The organism is Myxococcus sp. CA051A, assembly GCF_013336705.1.
GTDB classification, from domain to species: Bacteria; Myxococcota; Myxococcia; order Myxococcales; family Myxococcaceae; genus Myxococcus; species Myxococcus llanfairpwllgwyngyllgogerychwyrndrobwllllantysiliogogogochensis.
On the sequence record NZ_JABUMS010000002.1, the window covers coordinates 574,657 to 590,308 of the forward strand.

Consider the following 15,652-nt stretch of genomic DNA (forward strand, 5'->3'; position numbering starts at 1 on the left):
CGCGGGCGTCTTGAAGTCTTCACGCACGGCGTGAGTCGGTGGCGCGGTGCCCGGTAGCCAACGGGCCCGCGCCACTGTGCTTTCCAGTGCGGCGCCAGCGGGGTTGGCGAGTTAAGGTGGAACCTTCCACTGCAACAGGAGAGGGAATGAGCCTGGGTATCGAAGACGTGAAGGTCGGCACTGGCACGGAGGCCACCGCCGGCAAGACGGTCACCGTGCACTACGTGGGGACGCTGACGAGCGGCAAGAAGTTCGACAGCAGCCGGGACCGGGGCGAGGGCTTCACCTTCCGTCTGGGTGCGGGTCAGGTCATCAAGGGTTGGGACGACGGCGTCGCCGGGATGAAGATTGGCGGCGTGCGCAAGCTCACCATTCCTCCCGACCTGGGCTACGGCGCGCGCGGCGCCGGTGGTGTCATCCCCCCCAACGCCACCCTGCTGTTCGAGGTGGAGCTGTTGGAAGTCCGCTGAAGTCACGCTCCGCGCAGGCGGGGAGAAACGAGGGCCGTCATGGCGACGGTGGAAATCACCAAGGACAACTTCAAGGATACGGTCGGCAAGAACGGCATCGTCATCCTGGACTGGTGGGCGTCGTGGTGCGGTCCGTGCCGCATCTTCGCGCCCACTTTCGAGGCGGCGTCCGGCAAGCACGCGGACATCGTCTTCGGAAAGATTGATACCGAGGCGCAGTCGGAGCTGTCCGGAGCGTTCGAGATTCGCTCCATCCCCACGCTGATGGTGTTTCGTGACGGCATCCTGCTCTTCGAGCAGGCTGGTGCGCTTCCCGCCGCCGCGCTGGAGGACCTGGTCCGCCAGGTGCGCGCGCTCGACATGGAGCAGGTGAAGAAGGAAGTCGAGGAGCGCCGGAGCAAGGAAGCCCCCAAGGCCTGAGTCGGTGCGCCTGTCGGGCGGGCTTCGTGCCTGTCCGCGCCGCTGGCCGGAAGCGTCTCACGGTGCTTCCGGCCGGTCGGCGGTCCCCTCGCGGAGCGGGGGGCTACCAGTGGATGAGCAGCGAGAAGTCCTTGAAGGGCGGCTCGCCGGTCTCCAGCTCCACGCGGAAGCGCCGCTCCGGGTTCGTCTGGAGCAGGCCGCTGCGGACCAGGCCGCTGCACCACGCGGGGCCGAAGAACTCGTCCTTGAAGCGCACGCGCGCGGTGGTGTCGGAGACGCGCTCGTACTCCCGCTCGCCGAAGGTGCTGGTGGCGCCCGCGAGCCCCGAGCCCACGGACAGGCCGCGGTGCGGGTCCTCGCCGGTGATGGCCATCACCATGGCGCCCACGGGCGCGGAGAAGACGTGGCTCGCCGCGGTGAAGGACAGCTGCTCCACGGCGTGGGAGTAGTCCTCTCCCAGGGTTTGCTCCACGGTGCTCGCGCCTTCGTGGAGCAACTCCAGGTACTCGCGGGCGGAGCGGTGTGAGGGGGCGCCCCGTACGGGGACGCTGGCGATGGGCGCTCCGGCGGCCCGGGCCAGGTTCCGACCCATCCGCTGGGCGATGCTCTCGCGGAGGCTCTGCACGAACAAATCGAGCACCATGTGCTCGGGACGGCAGAGGGCCATGCGGGCTTGCAGGTGCAGAGGAGAGTCCATGTGACTTTCCTAGCGGCGCGGGGCGGGCCAAGTCCAGCGGGGGTGGGGTGCCCGCGGGTCCACCTGTCATTTGGCGACCGTGCAAACACCTCCACCGTTGAGGTGGGCCTGATCGACAATGCTCTGGGTGACGAATTGCTGGAGCGTGCGCACATCATGCGCTCCGGGCAGGTACACCACGGGCTGACCCGCTGCGTCGCGAAGCTCCCGACCTTGGGCATCCTTCAAGTCGGTGAGTTGCTGTGAGGCAAGCCCCTCCGGGGTGATGAGGTGGTCCGAGGTGGCCGTCGCGGCGATGGCGTCGAAGCGCAGCTGCACGCCTCTGTGGGTGCCGAGCCTGTCGTAGAACATGTGTTCGGCGTGGATGGTGACCTCCACGTCCGCCCGGGAGCCCTCCGGGACGATGATGCCCTGGGTGCCATCCACCCCGTTGATGCAGTCCACCATGCGTGCGTCGACGGGGAAGCCCATCCGGAAGTCGAAGATGCCCACGCCCGCCTTCACCGCGCGGCCCTCCACCCAGTAGCTGAAGCCGCGCTCGCGCATCATCGCGAGGTCCTCGGCGGAGACCTGGCCGTCCGCCAGCTCCGTGTCGTCGCGGGGTGGGCTGACTCGGAAGCCCACGTCCCAGCGGCCCGCCGGCAGGCCCGTCAGCTCCGTCAGCGGGATGTCTCCTTTCTGCACGTCCACCAGCACATGGCGGCGGCTCTCACGCGCCTCGCCCGACGCGGAGGTCAGGGTGAAGTCTCCGAGCGAGACGAGGTACTTGGTGAATTGCACGGACCAACCGTCCTGGAAGAGCGTGTCTGGCAAACCCCGCTGGGTGCCGTCTCCGCCGCTCATCGTCACGCGCACGTCTCCGGGGGGCACGGAGTCACAGGCCGGGAGCGCCAGTGTCAGCGCGAGCACCGCGAGGAGGCCAGGTCCGCTCGATTTCAAATTCATGTTTCGCGGATGTATATGTAACTAAGTTGCAATTCAAGGGGTCCGTGTTGTATCTCCGGGCGGTCGACGTTCCGGTGGCGAGGTGTCCCGGGTGCCGCCGAACCCAGGAGTGAGGTCCTCGCCGTGTGGATTGCGATGCTGGTGTTGTGTGCGGTGGGGGCGCTGGAGGAGGCGCTCATTTCGCCGCCGGTTCCGGTGGAGGTGGCGGCGCCGGTGACGCCCGGTGACGCGCCGGTGCTGGAGGACACGGCGACGGTGGTGGTTCGCCTCACGATTGATGAGGTGGGCGCGGTGTCGCGGGTGGAGGTGCGCGAGTCGGCGGGAGCCGTGTTTGACAGGGCCGCGATGGGCGCGGCGGTGCGCTGGAAGTTCGAGCCGGCGCGGCGGAGCGGAGTGCCGCTCGAGGTGCAGGTGGACGTCCCGGTCCACTTCGCTCCCATGCGGGCGCGCGAGGCCGTCGCGGACACGCCGCACGGGGCGATGGGGGCAACACCGTCGCCACCTTTGATGTCGGAACTCGCCGTGGACGATTCGACGTCGCCGTCGGGCGCCTCATCCGAGGAGGCGAAGGCGGCCTCCAGGTCTTCGTCGCCCGGCTTCTCCACCACGGTCCGAGGTGTGGCCGAGGCACCACCGCCCGTGGCCGTCGGAGACTTTCACATCGAGGTGGGACAGCTCGCGGACGTCCCGCGCAACTCGGCCTCCGACCTGATGTTGCTCGCGCCCGGAGTGATGCTCGCCAACCACGGAGGCGAGGGTCACGCGGAGACGGTGTTCATCCGAGGCTTCGACGCGGGCGAGGGCAAGGACGTGGAAATGCGCCTCAACGGCGTGCCCCTCAACGAGGTCTCCCACGCCCACGGCCACGGTTACGCGGACACGTACTTCATCATCCCGGAACTGGTGGACTCGCTGCGAGTCACCGAGGGCCCCTATGACGCCTCGCAAGGTGACTTCGGCGTGGCGGGGACGGTGGAATACCAGCTCGGCCTCGCGCGTCGAGGGCTCACCGCTTCGGCCAGTTACGGCAGCTTCGCCTCACGTCGGCTCGCGCTGGTGTGGGGCCCACCCGAGTCCAGCGAGGCCACCTTCGTGGGGCTGTTGTTGCGACAGGGCGAGGGCTTCGGACCGAATCGCTCCTTCGCCAATGCGACCGCCATGGCGCAGGTGGAGCTGCGACTGGGAGATGACACGCGACTGCGACTGCTCGGTGCCAGCTACGGCGCGCGGTTCGCCTCGGCGGGCGTGGTGCGGGAGACGGACGTGGTGGACGCCCGGTTGCCGTGCGCGGCGGACGCGGACTCGCAGTTCTTCTGTTTCTATGACGAGAACCAGGGAGGCGCGAGCCAGCGCCACCTCGTCTCCGCGGAGCTCCAGTCGCGTCTCAAGCGCGGCGGACGGCTGGTGCAGCAGGGCTACGTGGTGCTGCGCCAGACGCGCATCCGCGACAACTTCACCGGCTTCATCCAGGACACGCCTCCCGGCGAGGACGCGCAGCGCGGTGACGGCACGGAGGGCTACTACCGGGGAAGCACCCTGGGCCTGCGCGGGCGCTACACGCCAGGGCTCACTTTGCTGGGGCAGTCACGCCCGCTGGAGCTGGGCTATGTGGCTCGCTACGACGACGTCCGCACGCGCTCACGTCGGCTGAGGGACAGCGGTGGCGCGCCATACTCCACCCTGTTCGACAATCAGGTGCGCACCACCAACCTGGGTGGATACGCGTCCCTGCGAGTGCAGCCGCTCGACTGGCTGGCCCTGCGTGTCGGTGTGCGGCTGGATACGTTCCTGTTCGGCGTGGAGGACCTGAACCGTCCCGCCGTGGACCGTGATGGGCCGCGCATCCCGGAGGAGTCCCTGGATGCCTATGGCTTCTTCGCCAGCCCCCGGGCCAGCGCCGAGGTGAAGCTGTCACCTCGACTCACGTGGCTGACCAGCGCGGGACTGGGCGCGCGCTCCAGCGACGCCGCCGCGCTGTCCGACGCGGAGCTGGCGCCGTATGCGCGCGTCGCCTCGGGTGAGACGGGGCTGGGTTGGAGGCTGGAGGGCGAGTCGCGGCCGTACTCGCTGGAAGCACGCGGCGCGGTCTTCGCCACGCGCGTGTCCCAGGACTTCGTCTTCGACGAGCGACTGGGACGCAACCAGCCCATCGGCGCATCGCAACGGCTGGGAGCCTTCGCCACGGGTCGACTGCAATGGGAAGACTGGCTCGACACGCAGGCCTCCGTCGCGTGGGCTCGCGCGACGCTGCCGACGCCAGGTGCGTCCGCGTGGAAGCTGTGGGACGGCGCGGTGATGCCCTACATCCCGGCGCTGCTGGGGCGGGTGGATGCCTCGGTGAGAGGACATGTCACCGTGGCGGGCGAGCGGCTCGGATGGAACGTCGCCCTGGGGCACAGCGCGGTGGGACCCAGGCCGCTGCCGCTGAATCGCTACAGCGACCCCGTGTTTCTCTTCGACGTGGGCGCGCGCGCGCGCTGGGACTGGATGGAATTGGGCGTGTCCGTGGAGAACGTGCTGGACGCGCGCTGGCGCGAGACGGAGCTGAACTACGTCTCCAACTTCCGGGGACCCGATGCCCCCGCGTCACTGCTGGCCACGCGCCACTTCTCCGCCGGAGCACCGCGCACCTTTCGAGGCACCTTCACGCTGTACCTGGACTTCGAGGAGGACGCTCCATGAGGCACCTGTCCCAGTCGCCCGAGAGGCCCGCTTCGTCGCGGGTAGTCCTGGCGCGACACACCGCCGTACTGAGCCGAGGGCTCGCGGAGGGACCCCAGCACCCCACGCTCTCCCGTCCACGACACGACACCTCGTTGTGTCGGTGCCCGCGGGAGAAGGCCCCATGACACGTGTGTTTCATGGCTCCCGTCGCGCCTTCATGTTGTTCATGGGCACCACGCTCGTCGGTGGTGGCTCGGCGTGTGGACTGTCCGGCACCGGCGGGCGAGGCATCGTGTTCCGCATGGGCCTGCGCACCGCGCTCGCGCCCGGCGCGGCTCAGGTGGGCGAACTCACCACCGATACAGGTTGGAGCGTGCGGCTCACCTCCGCGCGGATGGTGCTCGGGCCCATCTACCTCTTCGAGAATCCCTCTCCGCTCCAGGCGCGGACGCGCGGCGTCTTCAAGTCGCTGCTGAACGCGTTCGTGCCCACGGCGCATGCGCATGACGGGGACTTCTTCTCGGGAGGGACGGTGCTCGGGGAATGGGACCGCGAGGTGGTGTTCGACCTGCTCGCCGGCGGTGAGGCCCAGGTATTGGGGCGCTCACCGGGCATCGCGGGTCGGGCCCGGTCCTTCTCGCTGCTGCTCCAGCCTCCTTCACGGGCTCTCGGAGACGAAGCGGCGTCCCTCCAGGGACACTCGATGCTCCTGGCGGGTACGGCCTTCCGGGGAGAAGCGCGGGTGCCCTTCCGGGTGGCGCTCGACTTCCCGCCGCCCGTGGAGCTCCAGCGCGTGGACTTCGTGCCGATTGATGCGGACCTGGACGACGACGGACTCTTCGTCGTGGAGGCCCGGCCGCATCAATGGTTCGAGGGCGCGCACTTCGACCGGCTGACGCTGCCCGCCGACGGAAGCCCGGTGGACATCACACCGGAGACGCAGGTGCACCGAGCGCTGTCCGTCAACGTGCGGCGCTTCACGGCCTTCTCGGGTGCATGGGAACCCGAGAAGGCCGGGTGAGCAGCGCGGCTCAGCTCACGCCGCGTGCCACGGGCGAGGGACTCCGGCTGCTCGCGCGCGCGACGCTGATCCACACGAGGGTGACGGCGAGCCAGCCCACGGTGAGCGCCCGCCACGACAGCGGAGCGCCCGCCTGGACGAGCCACAGCGTCACGGCGCCGCCCATGGCGAACACGCGAGCCATCTCCAGTGGGAGGCCCCAGCGCTTGGACTCCATCATCCCGCCCCACGCGGTCGCCATGCCCCAGAAGAGGACGCTGAGCATCAGCTTCTGCCATCCCACGAGCGGCGAGGCGTGGTGGCTGACCAGGAGCATGAAGGGCATCGACGCAATCATCTGGAAGACGAGGTAGCCGCGGATGTTGGGCAGCTCGGTGGACTGGAACTTCACCTCCACGCCATCTCGCTTCCACGGGGTCGACTCGCGGGCCGGCAGGTCCGAGGGGCGCCAGCCGGTGGGCATCACCCACAGGCGCAGCCGGTCCCACCAACTGCGCGTCTTCACCGCGTCACTGACGAGCTTCCCCCAGAACTGGAAGTTGATGACGGTGGGGTCCCAGGTGTTCGGCGGAGAGGTGACGCCGTAGGAGCACTCCTCCGTCTCGTCGGCGTAGGTGCCGAACATCTTGTCCCAGATGATGAGGAAGCCCGCGTAGTTCTTGTCGATGTAGAGGTCATTGCGCGCGTGGTGCACGCGGTGGTGCGAGGGCGTGTTGAGCCACGACTCAATCCACCGGGGCAGCTTGGGGATGACGCGCGTGTGGGGGATGAACTGGAGCACCAGGTGGAAGGCCACCATGGCCAGCACGGCCTCGGGCGAGAAGCCGACGACGACGAGCGGCCAGTAGAAGAGGAACGAGAAGATGCGCTGCGTGACGCTGGCCCGCAGGGCCACCGCGTAGTTCAGCTCCTCGGTGGAGTGGTGTGGCGAGTGCGCCGCCCAGCCGATGTTGGTGCGATGCCCGAAGCGGTGGAACCAGTAGAAGAGGAAGTCGACCCCCAGGAAGAGGCCGAGCAGCGCCCAGGGTGACGCGACGTCAATCTTCCAGGGCGCGAGCTGACCCAACAGGGTGAAGAGGGGCAGCATCAGCAGCGCCACCGCCACGTTGACGCACTGGTTGAGGACGGCGGTGCCCACGCTCGCGATGGAGTCCTGGAAGCTGTAGTACCCGTTGCGCTTCGCCACGCAGTAGACGAACTCGCCCAGCGCCAGGGCGATGACGAAGGGTGTGGCAATCGCGTAGACGTTGATGGACATGTCCCCGGTGTACGGCGCCCGGCTCGATTGCCGCCTTAACCTGGGTTAACCTCCGTCCTCGTCCCCGTGAGATTCCCGAAGCTCTACGAGCAGCTGTCCCCGCTCGGTCCCATTCCCGAGAGTGAGTGGGAGAGGGCCGAGTCGCTCGCGAGGGAGCAGTCGGTCGAGCGCAAGGCCCACTTCCTGCGCCCCGGAGACGCGGCGGACCGCTTCGCGGTCGTGCTTCAAGGGGTGTTCCGGCTGGTGCGCGTGTCGGCGCGAGGCGGCGAGTCAGTGAAGGCCTTTCGCGCCGAGGGTGAACTGCTGGGCGCGTACGCGGAGATGCTCCAACGCATGCCGTCAATGACGGCCATCGAAGCGCTGGAGCCCGCACGGGTGTTGGTGTTCCGGACGCAGGACTTCCAGACGTTGGAAGAGGGCCACGGGTGCTGGGTGCGCGTGGCGCGCCGCGTCGCCGAGCGGCACTTCCTGCTCAAGGAGCGACGGGAGCAGGAGTTCCTGGAGCTGTCCGCTGAGGAGCGGCTGGACACCTTCTGGGCGGAGCACCCGCATCTGCGCGGGCGGGTCCCGCAGCGCGACGTGGCGGCCTACCTCGGCATCACCGAGGTGGCCCTGAGTCGCATCATGTCGCGCAAGCGCAAGCGCACGGAGTGAGCTTCACCGGGCGGTCACGGCAGGGGAATCACCACGAGCTCGCTGCGCACCGTCACATAGAGGGAGTCCCCAATCAGGCACAGGCCACCGAGGTCGGCGTGCCCGACGTCGTGGACCGCGAGGCACTCGGTCGAGTCGAGCGACCAGACACGCACGGTGCCGTCGGAGCTGCCCGTGCACAAGAGTCCGCGTCGCGGGTCGACGGCGACGGAGTCGACCCAGTGCGCATGGCCGTGCCACTCGCGCACGACGTGTCCGGTGTGGCTGTGCACCATCCTGGCGATGAAGTCCCAGCTTCCACAAATCAGGTGCTCGCCATCGGGATGCCAGGTCAATGCCTCGATGGTGTTGGACGGGCGGTTCCACACGATTCCAAGCTGACGCTGGCGCTCTTCGCTGAGCGGCGCGTGTCGCGCGGTCGCCATGGGCAGTTGGAAGCTGGCGCGGACCTCGAGCGTGGGGCCGTCGAGCAAGGTGATGGCACCTTTGCCACCGCCGACGGCGACGAGGCCGTGCGCCGGGCTCTGGGCGAGCGCGTAGAGCGGCGAAGTCTCGAACCTGCGCAGGAGCTCACCCGTCCACGCATCCCACAGCAGCGCGAAGCCATCGCCACTGACGGAGAGCACCCGGTCTTCAGCGATGACCTCGGCGGCCCGCACCGGCTCACCGTGCCCCGCGAAAACCTGGAGGCGGCGCCAGTCCGTCGAGTCCCACAGGGCGAACTCTCGAAGCTTGTGGCTTCCGAGCACGCGCCCGAGCACCGGCTCGCACGCCAGACGGAACATCGGTGGCTGGTGGATGGCGCTGGTTTCGAGCACCCGCGAGCACTCCCCAGTCGCGAGGTCCCAGAGGAAGATGTGCTTGCCGGCATTGGCGGCGACGTGACGACCGTCGGGCCAGGGCATCGGCGCGCCGAGCGGCTGATGAGGCTCGAAGTCGGGAGCGTCGTCCGGGTCGGGCCTCTGGCGGAAACGGCGCAACATCTCCGCAGCATAGGGCGTTCGCCACGGAGATGAACCTGCTCAATATCGCTCGAAGACGAAGGTGAAATTCTCCAGAGGCGTTGGGCCGTAGGTGAGGCGCAGGAAGCGGTCTCCGGCGGGCGCGGTGAACTTCAGCGTGTGGGAAATCGCGGGGAGACACACGGCGGGTGCCGGCGTCACCGTGGAGGCAATCACCGTCTCGTCTTCCGTCACGTCGTGCACCACCACGGGGACCTCGTGACTCAGGTACATGATGACCGGCTCGTCGCGCTCCGCGGAGACGACCTCCGAGTAGCCGAGGAATGACGTCCCGTTCGTCGGCAGCGTCAGCTCGTAGAACTCGTGGGGCGAGTCCGTCGCGGGATACATCGTTGTCGGAGACGCACCCGCCCTTACGGCCAGGGGGGACTCCAGCAGCGCGTGCCCGCAAGCGTGCTCCGTGACGCGGTCCCGCTCGCCCGTGGTGAAGTCCAGCCGACCATCGCCGAGTCCCGCGTGCACTGTGTCCAGCGCGTTGCCCGCGACATCCCGCAGCGACGTGAGGTCCAGCGAGTAGCGGTTGTCCTCCTCCAGCGGGGGAAGGTCCGACTCCGGACGCGGAATGGAGAGCGACAAGGTCAGTGCGTCCTCGGACCAGGTGCCGGTGAGGACTCGCGAGGCGTTGGCGGGCGTGCTCACGTCCAACAACGTCACCTGCGCGGCGGTGGAGTCCATGGGCTCGCTGAAGGAGACGGTGACGAGCCGCCGCAGGCTCGTGTTCGTCGTGTCCACCTTGTAGGTCTGCACGGGCAGCACGTTCGTCGCGCCTTCCTCGGGGCTGGACGCGGTGACGTGGGGCTTCGTGGTGTCACCTCCCGCGTCCGGGCCCGCATCCGGTGAAGGCCCCGCGTCTGGTGGAGGTCCCGCGTCCGGGCCCGCATCCGTCGGAGTGCCCGCATCGGAGCTCGGGGTGATGGGGTCATCGTTGTCACAGCCCGTCAGGGTCAGGACAGCGCAGGTGGTGAGCAGGGCGGCGACGTGGGTCAGACGCATGTTCGGGTGTTTCCTTGCGAAGTGAGCGGGGCGAACGGGTGAAGCGCGGGGCGCCCTCGAACACAGAGGACGCCCCGCTGGAGGGGCCACGGTGGGCCCGGGCTACAGGGGTGGGGCTCAGCAGTTGAAGATGGCGGGGTTCGTGTCGTCGCAGTCGAACCGCTGCTTCACGTAGCCAGCGGGCGCCTCACAGGCGTAGCGGTACACGGGCGTGTTGGTGCCGTACCCGTCGCCATCCTGGTCCCGGTAGAAGCGGTCCCGGTTGTCGTACAGGTACTCGGGGACGAGGCCGACCTGGTTCCCCGTCGCGGGGCCCGTGGCGACGATGTACTCGCGGCCCACGACGAGGTCATACACACGGGCCTGCGTCAGCGAGCAGGCGACTTCCGACACGGCCTCGCTGATGAGCGCCGACACGGTGGTGCTGGTGGTGGTGTCCACCACCGTGAAGGCCACGTTCTGCGACAGGTAGAACGAGATGGACTCCACCGTGGAGGTGCCCGACGTCACGGCGACGGGGGTGAACGTCACCGAGCCCTCGGCTCCGGGCGGCAGATTCAGCGTGTAGTGCTTGTGCCGCGTGCTGATGTCCGGCGCGGTGGCGATGCGCGTGGCGCTCGTCGTCACTGTCACGTTGTCCGCGCTGTTGCTCGCGTGGGTGCAGGCATGGGTCGTCATCAGCGTGTCGTCCACCGACACGCACCCAGCCTCCAGCGGCGCCTCCAACTGGCCCACCGACTCCAGCTCCGCCTCGTCCATGGGGCCGCAGGCCGCCAGGGACAGCCCGAGCAACGCACCGCAAAGGGTCTGCTTCAGCATCTTCATTGTGGGGTTCCTTTCAAACGCCGGGCGCGACGCGCGGGCACCGAAGCGGGCTTCCACCGCCACTCCACGGCGCGGTTACTCATGACGTAAATGTAATTGAGTTGCAATAACAGGGCGGACGTTTTCCACGGCCGGGTGTGGCCTGTCGTGCAGGGCTATTCGAGGTGTTCGATGACCATGCCGACCTCGGGGAGCGAGGTGGGGCCGAGCGTGAGGGTGTACTGGACGCGGTCTGTCAGCTCGTAGCCGACCATGTGTCGAAGGCCCGAGCAGAAGTCGCCCGTGGACTTGGTGCCCGCCGGCGTGAGCTGCGTCTGGATGGCGGTCTCCACCAGGCTGACGGGCACGTCGGGGGTGCTGAGGTAGACGACGAAATCGCCGCTGGCGAAGGCCTTGTAGCTGAAGGTGCCCGTGTACTGGCCGTTCTCCTCACGGAGCTTCACGGTGTAGTGCGTGTGGAAGTCGTCCACGCGAGGGTTGCGACTGGTGGTGGCCGTCACGGTGACATAGGGGCCGTGCGCGACGTGCCAGCACGCATGTTCTCCGTCGTCGCCGAAGTCGAAGCCCTCGCTGGGGACGTAGTCGGGGTCCACTTCACAGGCGAGGCCCTGGGGCGCGGCGACGTGGCCCTTGTTGCAGTGGCACCAGTCGCCCTCGGCCTCACGGTGGATGTGGCCATTGGGAGCGCACGGGTCTTCGGCGTGAGGTTCGGGCTCGACGCTCGGGGGCGTCTCGCCACCACCGCAGGCGGAAGCCGCCACGGCGCACGAGGCCAGAAGGGCACGGAGGTTCAATCGCATGCGGGAGCGCTCCATGGGGAGGCGAGGGGAGGACGTCATTGAGAGACATGGGTGTGCCAGGGATGGCGTGGACGACGCGGCGTGGGGCGGAATGCCCGGAGCGTTTCCGGGCACCCGCGTGGGTGGAGAGACGACGAGCGCTATTCCTCGGGGTGGTGCGCGGCCTCCTCGATGACGAGCGAGAAGGCGGCGTTGCGGCTCAGGATGGAGCGGAACTCCAGGTGGTACTCGGTGTCGGCTTCGAGGTCCGCGACGATGGCCGTCTTCAGCGCGCCGCATACTTCGGTGGGAACCTGGTAGCGGCACTCGCGTGCGACCTCGAGGCCCGTCGCCGCGTCGTAGATGCGCAGGCCGCGATGGCGTGACAGCAGGAAGGCGAACTCACCGGACTCGTCGGGGAGGAAGGACACGCGGCCCGCCCAGCCCCACGAGGTGGCGCTCGACGGGAGGGTGATGTTGTACGCGGTGTGGGGCGTGCTGACGTCCACCAGCACGGGCGCGCCCAGGGCGGCGGCGGTGACGGGCTCGAAGGGGCCCAGCTCCGCGTGGATGCAGGCGTGCTCGACGACCTCGGCCAGCTCCTCGGGCTCCTCGCAGGAGGGCAGCATGCCGAGCAGCGCGGACTCGTCGGTGGACAGCTCGGACTGGGTGACCTCCTCCTCGGCGGCGGTGGTTCCGCAGCCGGTGAGAAGGAGCGCGACACTGGTGGCGAGCAGGGACTTCTGGAGCAGGGACTGGGGCTTCATCGAGGGACTTCTCCTTATGGGACTGCTGGGGTGAATCCGTGGCGAAGGGGTTCAGGGGGCGTCTGGAGGCAGGACGACCCAGGCGGCGGAGACCTCGCCCGAGGCGAGGTGTTCGGCGGGGAGTTGGAGGTGCGCGCTTCCACCAGGGAGCCGCAGCTCGGGTGTGAGGCCAAAGGCCACGTCGAAGGAGGCGGCGTCCGGGAAGGTGACGCGCGTCACGCAGCCCGCGACGAAGCAGCGCGCCGCCTGGGTCTGGACGGGCAGCACGCTCGTCGTCACCTGCTGGCGCCAGAGGTCCAGGGCCTCGCGAGCCTGATGCGTCCAGGGCGCCTGGCTCTCTCCCGAGGCGACCAGCGAGGCGAGGACGGCCTCGCGGCGCGCGCCCGGCTCGGAGGGCGCACCGCGCAGAGCCTGGACGAGGCGAAGGCGTGACTCCGAAGTCGGCCGACGCGCTCGGACAGGAGGCGAGGGGACGCGGGGCTCCGCCATCCCGGATGCCGCGAGTGTGGAAGGCGGGTCGGCGTCGGGGCTTTCCGTGGGCTCCGCCGCATGCATGGGGCGCAGAGGCGGGCCTGCTTCGGAACGGAGCGGCGCCGGCGCGGTGGCTGCCTGCGTGAAGGAAGGCTCCACGGGGCGGCGAAGGAGCACGGACGTGAGGCCCGCGAGCGCGAGTCCTGTCACGCCCACGCTCCAGATGAATCTGTTCATGAAAGCCGCTCCTGCTCGGTGGCTGACGGGTAACGCGATGTCGCGCCCGACCCCGGTTCGTCGTCGAGCCCCGCAAATATGCAACTGATATCTAAAAGTAATCAAGTTGCATTTACGGGTCGGTCCTCGCGCCTACCCGGGGTCGGGTGCGCCCATGGGGACGGTGCGGCGCGTCCGGGGGCCGGGCGCACGTCGCGGCGTCGGCCTCACAGCGGATGGCGTGGCGGAGGGCGCTCTCCGCGGAGGAAGAGCGCTCGGTCCGGAGTCGACTCGACGGGCTTATCCGAAGCCCGGAGTCACATCACTTCCGTGTCAGACGACGGGCTGCTTGGGCCAGGTGAAGCCGGGAGGCGTGGTTCCGTTCGTCTTCATCGCCCGGATGAGGTGCTCATTCAGCTTCAGGAGTTGGCGCTTGCTGTCCGGGGTGATGTTCCGAGGGTTGGCGAGGTTCGTCAGCTCATCGGGGTCCGCGTCCAGGTCATACAGCTCGTACTCGAAAGCGGAGCCGTCCTGCGTGAAGTACGCGGCGTACAACCACTGCTTCGTGCGCAGCGCGCGAATGTGGCCGGGCGTCGTCGCGGGCATGCCCTGGGCCAGCGCCGTGTCATCGAAGGTGAAGTGGATGGAGTCCTGGAGGGATGTCGTGGGCGCGGTGAACAGCGGCGACAGGTCGATGCCCTTGAACTGGCCCTGGAAGTCCCCCAGCACGCCGGCCACCGAGGCCAGCGTGGGCAGCAGGTCGATGTGGCTGACCAGCTCCTTCGTCACCACGCCCGAGGGGAACAGCACGGGGTTGGAGATGATGAGCGGGACGTTGATGGTTTCGTCGTAGGCGTTGAAGGTCTTCTCGACGAGCCCGTGGGACAGCCCCATCTCCCCGTGGTCGGCGAGTCGGACGACGAGGGTGTTGTCGGTGAGGCCGCGGCGCTCCAGCGCCTGGAGCAGCGTCGTGATGTCCTGGTCGACGAGCGTCTGGAGGTACGCATAGAAGCGCGCGTAGCTCGTCCGCTCGGCGTCGCTCCAGGTGGGGACATTCCAGTTCTGCGCGCTCGACTGGAACCAGGACTGCACCGAGGGCTTCGTGGACAGGTCCTCGTTCCACGACGCCGGGGGCTGCTGGGGCAGTGACTCCCAGTCGGTGGGGTTGTAGCCCGCGGCCTCGTAGTTGAAGGGCGCGACGTAGACGTCATGTGGATTGACGAACGAGGCGACGAGGCAGAACGGCACGCTCGGGTCCACGCGCTCCAGGAAGTCGAGCATGCTGGGCCCGTCGAGCGGAGTGCCCGGAGGATTCTCCGAGGCGCCGGTGACGGTGCCCAGGTAGCGCGCGTCGTTGTTGTAGCCGCCCGCGCCCTGCGTGCTCCCGGCTTGCAGGGACGTGCCCGCGTCCGGTCCATCCCAGGGCCCGAAGCCGTGCGTCGGAGGAGGATTGCCCAGGTGCCACTTGCCCCGGTAGCCCACCTGGTAGCCCGCCTTCGCCATCACCTGGGCCAGGGTGGTGATGTCGGGAGGCAGGGACTGCTCACCCGTGTCGACGACGCCGGTTTGCGCGGGGAAGAGGCTCGTCCACAGCGTGGCCCGACTGGGCGAACACATGCAGGTGTTGGTGAAGGCCCGCTCGAAGCTCAGCCCGGTGCTCGCGAGGCGCTGGAACGAGGGGAGGTGCTGCTCCGCCCAGCCCTTGGGCCAGTGGCGGAACTGGCGCTGCTGGTCCGTCAGGATGATGAGCAGGTTGGGCGGCGTGGAGGCGTTGCCGAGTCGCATGGGCCACTCCAGGACGACGAGGGCCTCCAGCGTACTCCGCGATGTTCCTCCACGCCGGGATGAGAACCGTCAGGCCGCGTTGGCGGTGACGCCTACGTCCTCCACGGCGGTGAGTCGGGGGTGAGGCGTGGCGCGCGTGCCGTCCGCGTCGGTCTCCTCGGCGGCAATCTCCTCCGCGCGGTTCCAGCAGCCCAGCGCTTCCACCCAGCCCTCGAGCAGGTCCATCAGCGCGCTGCGCTGCTCTCCACCCAGCGGCATCAGGAGGCGCGCCATGCGCTCCTGCACCACCGTGTCCGCGCGCTCCGCCAGGGCGCGGCCCTGCTCGGTGAGGCGCACGCGCACGCGGCGGCGATCATGCCGCACCGAGCGCTCACGTTGGACGAGCTTGGCGTCCTCCAGGCGGTCCAACAGCCGGCTCAGACGGGGCAGGGCGATACCACCCAGGCGGTCGGCGAGCACGTTGACGGGCAGCAGGCTCTCCGCCTTCAGCCACCAGATGGCCTGTACCTCCATGGGGTCCAGCTCCTGGTGAGGCAGGGCGCCCAGAGGGCTGCTGAGGGCGCCGCAGCGCGCCACGTCGATGACCAGGTTCCGCAACCGCGCCACCTGCACACGCACTTCCGCCGAAAGCTCGGACATCTTCGTGCCTCCGCCTTTCGGGCGCC

The 15,652-nt window shown here is 68.7% G+C and carries 16 protein-coding genes; 5 read left to right on the plus strand and 11 right to left on the minus strand.

Annotated elements, in window-relative coordinates:
* The first annotated feature begins 146 nt into the window (after window positions 1-146).
* On the plus strand, window positions 147-470 hold the full coding sequence (locus HUA74_RS07780; RefSeq protein ID WP_141642158.1) for an FKBP-type peptidyl-prolyl cis-trans isomerase: 324 nt from the start codon (window positions 147-149) through the stop codon (window positions 468-470).
* 39 nt (window positions 471-509) lie between these two features.
* Window positions 510-890: a thioredoxin gene (gene trxA / locus HUA74_RS07785; protein WP_141642157.1), complete on the plus strand. Its 381-nt coding sequence runs from the start codon at window positions 510-512 to the stop codon at window positions 888-890.
* A gap of 103 nt (window positions 891-993) precedes the next feature.
* Here the strand turns inward: trxA and HUA74_RS07790 are convergent, their stop codons facing one another.
* Both HUA74_RS07790 and HUA74_RS07795 read right to left on the minus strand, forming a co-directional pair.
* The gene (locus HUA74_RS07790; RefSeq protein WP_141642156.1) at window positions 994-1,587 is read right to left on the minus strand and encodes a DUF2378 family protein; all 594 of its coding nucleotides are present in this window, start codon (window positions 1,585-1,587) and stop codon (window positions 994-996) included.
* A 66-nt stretch (window positions 1,588-1,653) separates the two neighbouring features.
* Window positions 1,654-2,532, minus strand: coding sequence for a hypothetical protein (locus tag HUA74_RS07795; RefSeq protein WP_174454013.1), 879 nt, complete (start codon window positions 2,530-2,532; stop codon window positions 1,654-1,656).
* Between the two features lie 135 nt (window positions 2,533-2,667).
* On the opposite strand from HUA74_RS07795, the gene HUA74_RS07800 reads away from it, so the two are divergent.
* Together HUA74_RS07800 and HUA74_RS07805 are read left to right on the plus strand one after the other, a co-directional pair.
* On the plus strand, window positions 2,668-5,214 hold the full coding sequence (locus tag HUA74_RS07800; protein WP_174454359.1) for a TonB family protein: 2,547 nt from the start codon (window positions 2,668-2,670) through the stop codon (window positions 5,212-5,214).
* A gap of 163 nt (window positions 5,215-5,377) precedes the next feature.
* Window positions 5,378-6,217 (plus strand): hypothetical protein, encoded by an 840-nt coding sequence (locus HUA74_RS07805; protein ID WP_174454014.1) that lies wholly within the window; start codon window positions 5,378-5,380, stop codon window positions 6,215-6,217.
* Window positions 6,218-6,227: 10 nt separating this feature from the next.
* Here the strand turns inward: HUA74_RS07805 and HUA74_RS07810 are convergent, their stop codons facing one another.
* Window positions 6,228-7,475, minus strand: coding sequence for a sterol desaturase family protein (locus HUA74_RS07810; RefSeq protein ID WP_174454015.1), 1,248 nt, complete (start codon window positions 7,473-7,475; stop codon window positions 6,228-6,230).
* A 66-nt stretch (window positions 7,476-7,541) separates the two neighbouring features.
* Here HUA74_RS07810 and HUA74_RS07815 point away from each other — a divergent pair, with 66 nt between their 5' ends.
* Complete coding sequence (locus HUA74_RS07815; protein ID WP_174454016.1) at window positions 7,542-8,129, plus strand: Crp/Fnr family transcriptional regulator; 588 nt, start codon at window positions 7,542-7,544, stop codon at window positions 8,127-8,129.
* Between the two features lie 14 nt (window positions 8,130-8,143).
* Here HUA74_RS07815 and HUA74_RS07820 read toward each other — a convergent pair whose 3' ends face one another.
* From HUA74_RS07820 to HUA74_RS07855, 8 genes are all read right to left on the minus strand, one after another.
* Entirely contained in the window at window positions 8,144-9,112 is a 969-nt protein-coding gene (locus tag HUA74_RS07820) for a WD40 repeat domain-containing protein (RefSeq protein ID WP_254614129.1), read from the minus strand.
* A gap of 39 nt (window positions 9,113-9,151) precedes the next feature.
* Entirely contained in the window at window positions 9,152-10,144 is a 993-nt protein-coding gene (locus tag HUA74_RS07825; RefSeq protein WP_174454017.1) for an Ig-like domain-containing protein, read from the minus strand.
* A gap of 117 nt (window positions 10,145-10,261) precedes the next feature.
* Window positions 10,262-10,969 (minus strand): hypothetical protein, encoded by a 708-nt coding sequence (locus HUA74_RS07830; protein ID WP_174454018.1) that lies wholly within the window; start codon window positions 10,967-10,969, stop codon window positions 10,262-10,264.
* 155 nt (window positions 10,970-11,124) lie between these two features.
* Window positions 11,125-11,769: a hypothetical protein gene (locus tag HUA74_RS07835; protein ID WP_174454019.1), complete on the minus strand. Its 645-nt coding sequence runs from the start codon at window positions 11,767-11,769 to the stop codon at window positions 11,125-11,127.
* Window positions 11,770-11,909: 140 nt separating this feature from the next.
* Window positions 11,910-12,515 carry a hypothetical protein gene (locus HUA74_RS07840; protein ID WP_254624963.1) on the minus strand — a complete coding sequence of 202 codons (606 nt, stop codon included), beginning with the start codon at window positions 12,513-12,515 and terminating at the stop codon, window positions 11,910-11,912.
* 51 nt (window positions 12,516-12,566) lie between these two features.
* A complete protein-coding gene (locus HUA74_RS07845) occupies window positions 12,567-13,223 on the minus strand; it encodes a hypothetical protein (protein WP_174454020.1) in 657 nt (218 codons plus the stop codon).
* Between the two features lie 312 nt (window positions 13,224-13,535).
* Window positions 13,536-14,987 (minus strand): sulfatase-like hydrolase/transferase, encoded by a 1,452-nt coding sequence (locus HUA74_RS07850; protein ID WP_174454021.1) that lies wholly within the window; start codon window positions 14,985-14,987, stop codon window positions 13,536-13,538.
* A gap of 69 nt (window positions 14,988-15,056) precedes the next feature.
* Window positions 15,057-15,626 (minus strand): MarR family winged helix-turn-helix transcriptional regulator, encoded by a 570-nt coding sequence (locus tag HUA74_RS07855; RefSeq protein ID WP_141642147.1) that lies wholly within the window; start codon window positions 15,624-15,626, stop codon window positions 15,057-15,059.
* Window positions 15,627-15,652 lie beyond the last annotated feature (26 nt).

Coding starts and splice junctions, on each gene's coding strand:
- HUA74_RS07840 (WP_254624963.1), bottom strand. CDS start 12,515: ATGAAGCCCCAGTCCCTGCTCCAGAAGTCCCTGCTCGCCACCAGTGTC.
- trxA (WP_141642157.1), top strand. CDS start 510: ATGGCGACGGTGGAAATCACCAAGGACAACTTCAAGGATACGGTCGGC.
- HUA74_RS07825 (WP_174454017.1), bottom strand. CDS start 10,144: ATGCGTCTGACCCACGTCGCCGCCCTGCTCACCACCTGCGCTGTCCTG.
- HUA74_RS07790 (WP_141642156.1), bottom strand. CDS start 1,587: ATGGACTCTCCTCTGCACCTGCAAGCCCGCATGGCCCTCTGCCGTCCC.
- HUA74_RS07855 (WP_141642147.1), bottom strand. CDS start 15,626: ATGTCCGAGCTTTCGGCGGAAGTGCGTGTGCAGGTGGCGCGGTTGCGG.
- HUA74_RS07805 (WP_174454014.1), top strand. CDS start 5,378: ATGACACGTGTGTTTCATGGCTCCCGTCGCGCCTTCATGTTGTTCATG.
- HUA74_RS07800 (WP_174454359.1), top strand. CDS start 2,668: ATGCTGGTGTTGTGTGCGGTGGGGGCGCTGGAGGAGGCGCTCATTTCG.
- HUA74_RS07810 (WP_174454015.1), bottom strand. CDS start 7,475: ATGTCCATCAACGTCTACGCGATTGCCACACCCTTCGTCATCGCCCTG.
- HUA74_RS07830 (WP_174454018.1), bottom strand. CDS start 10,969: ATGAAGATGCTGAAGCAGACCCTTTGCGGTGCGTTGCTCGGGCTGTCC.
- HUA74_RS07845 (WP_174454020.1), bottom strand. CDS start 13,223: ATGAACAGATTCATCTGGAGCGTGGGCGTGACAGGACTCGCGCTCGCG.
- HUA74_RS07820 (WP_254614129.1), bottom strand. CDS start 9,112: ATGTTGCGCCGTTTCCGCCAGAGGCCCGACCCGGACGACGCTCCCGAC.
- HUA74_RS07795 (WP_174454013.1), bottom strand. CDS start 2,532: ATGAATTTGAAATCGAGCGGACCTGGCCTCCTCGCGGTGCTCGCGCTG.
- HUA74_RS07780 (WP_141642158.1), top strand. CDS start 147: ATGAGCCTGGGTATCGAAGACGTGAAGGTCGGCACTGGCACGGAGGCC.
- HUA74_RS07835 (WP_174454019.1), bottom strand. CDS start 11,769: ATGCGATTGAACCTCCGTGCCCTTCTGGCCTCGTGCGCCGTGGCGGCT.
- HUA74_RS07850 (WP_174454021.1), bottom strand. CDS start 14,987: ATGCGACTCGGCAACGCCTCCACGCCGCCCAACCTGCTCATCATCCTG.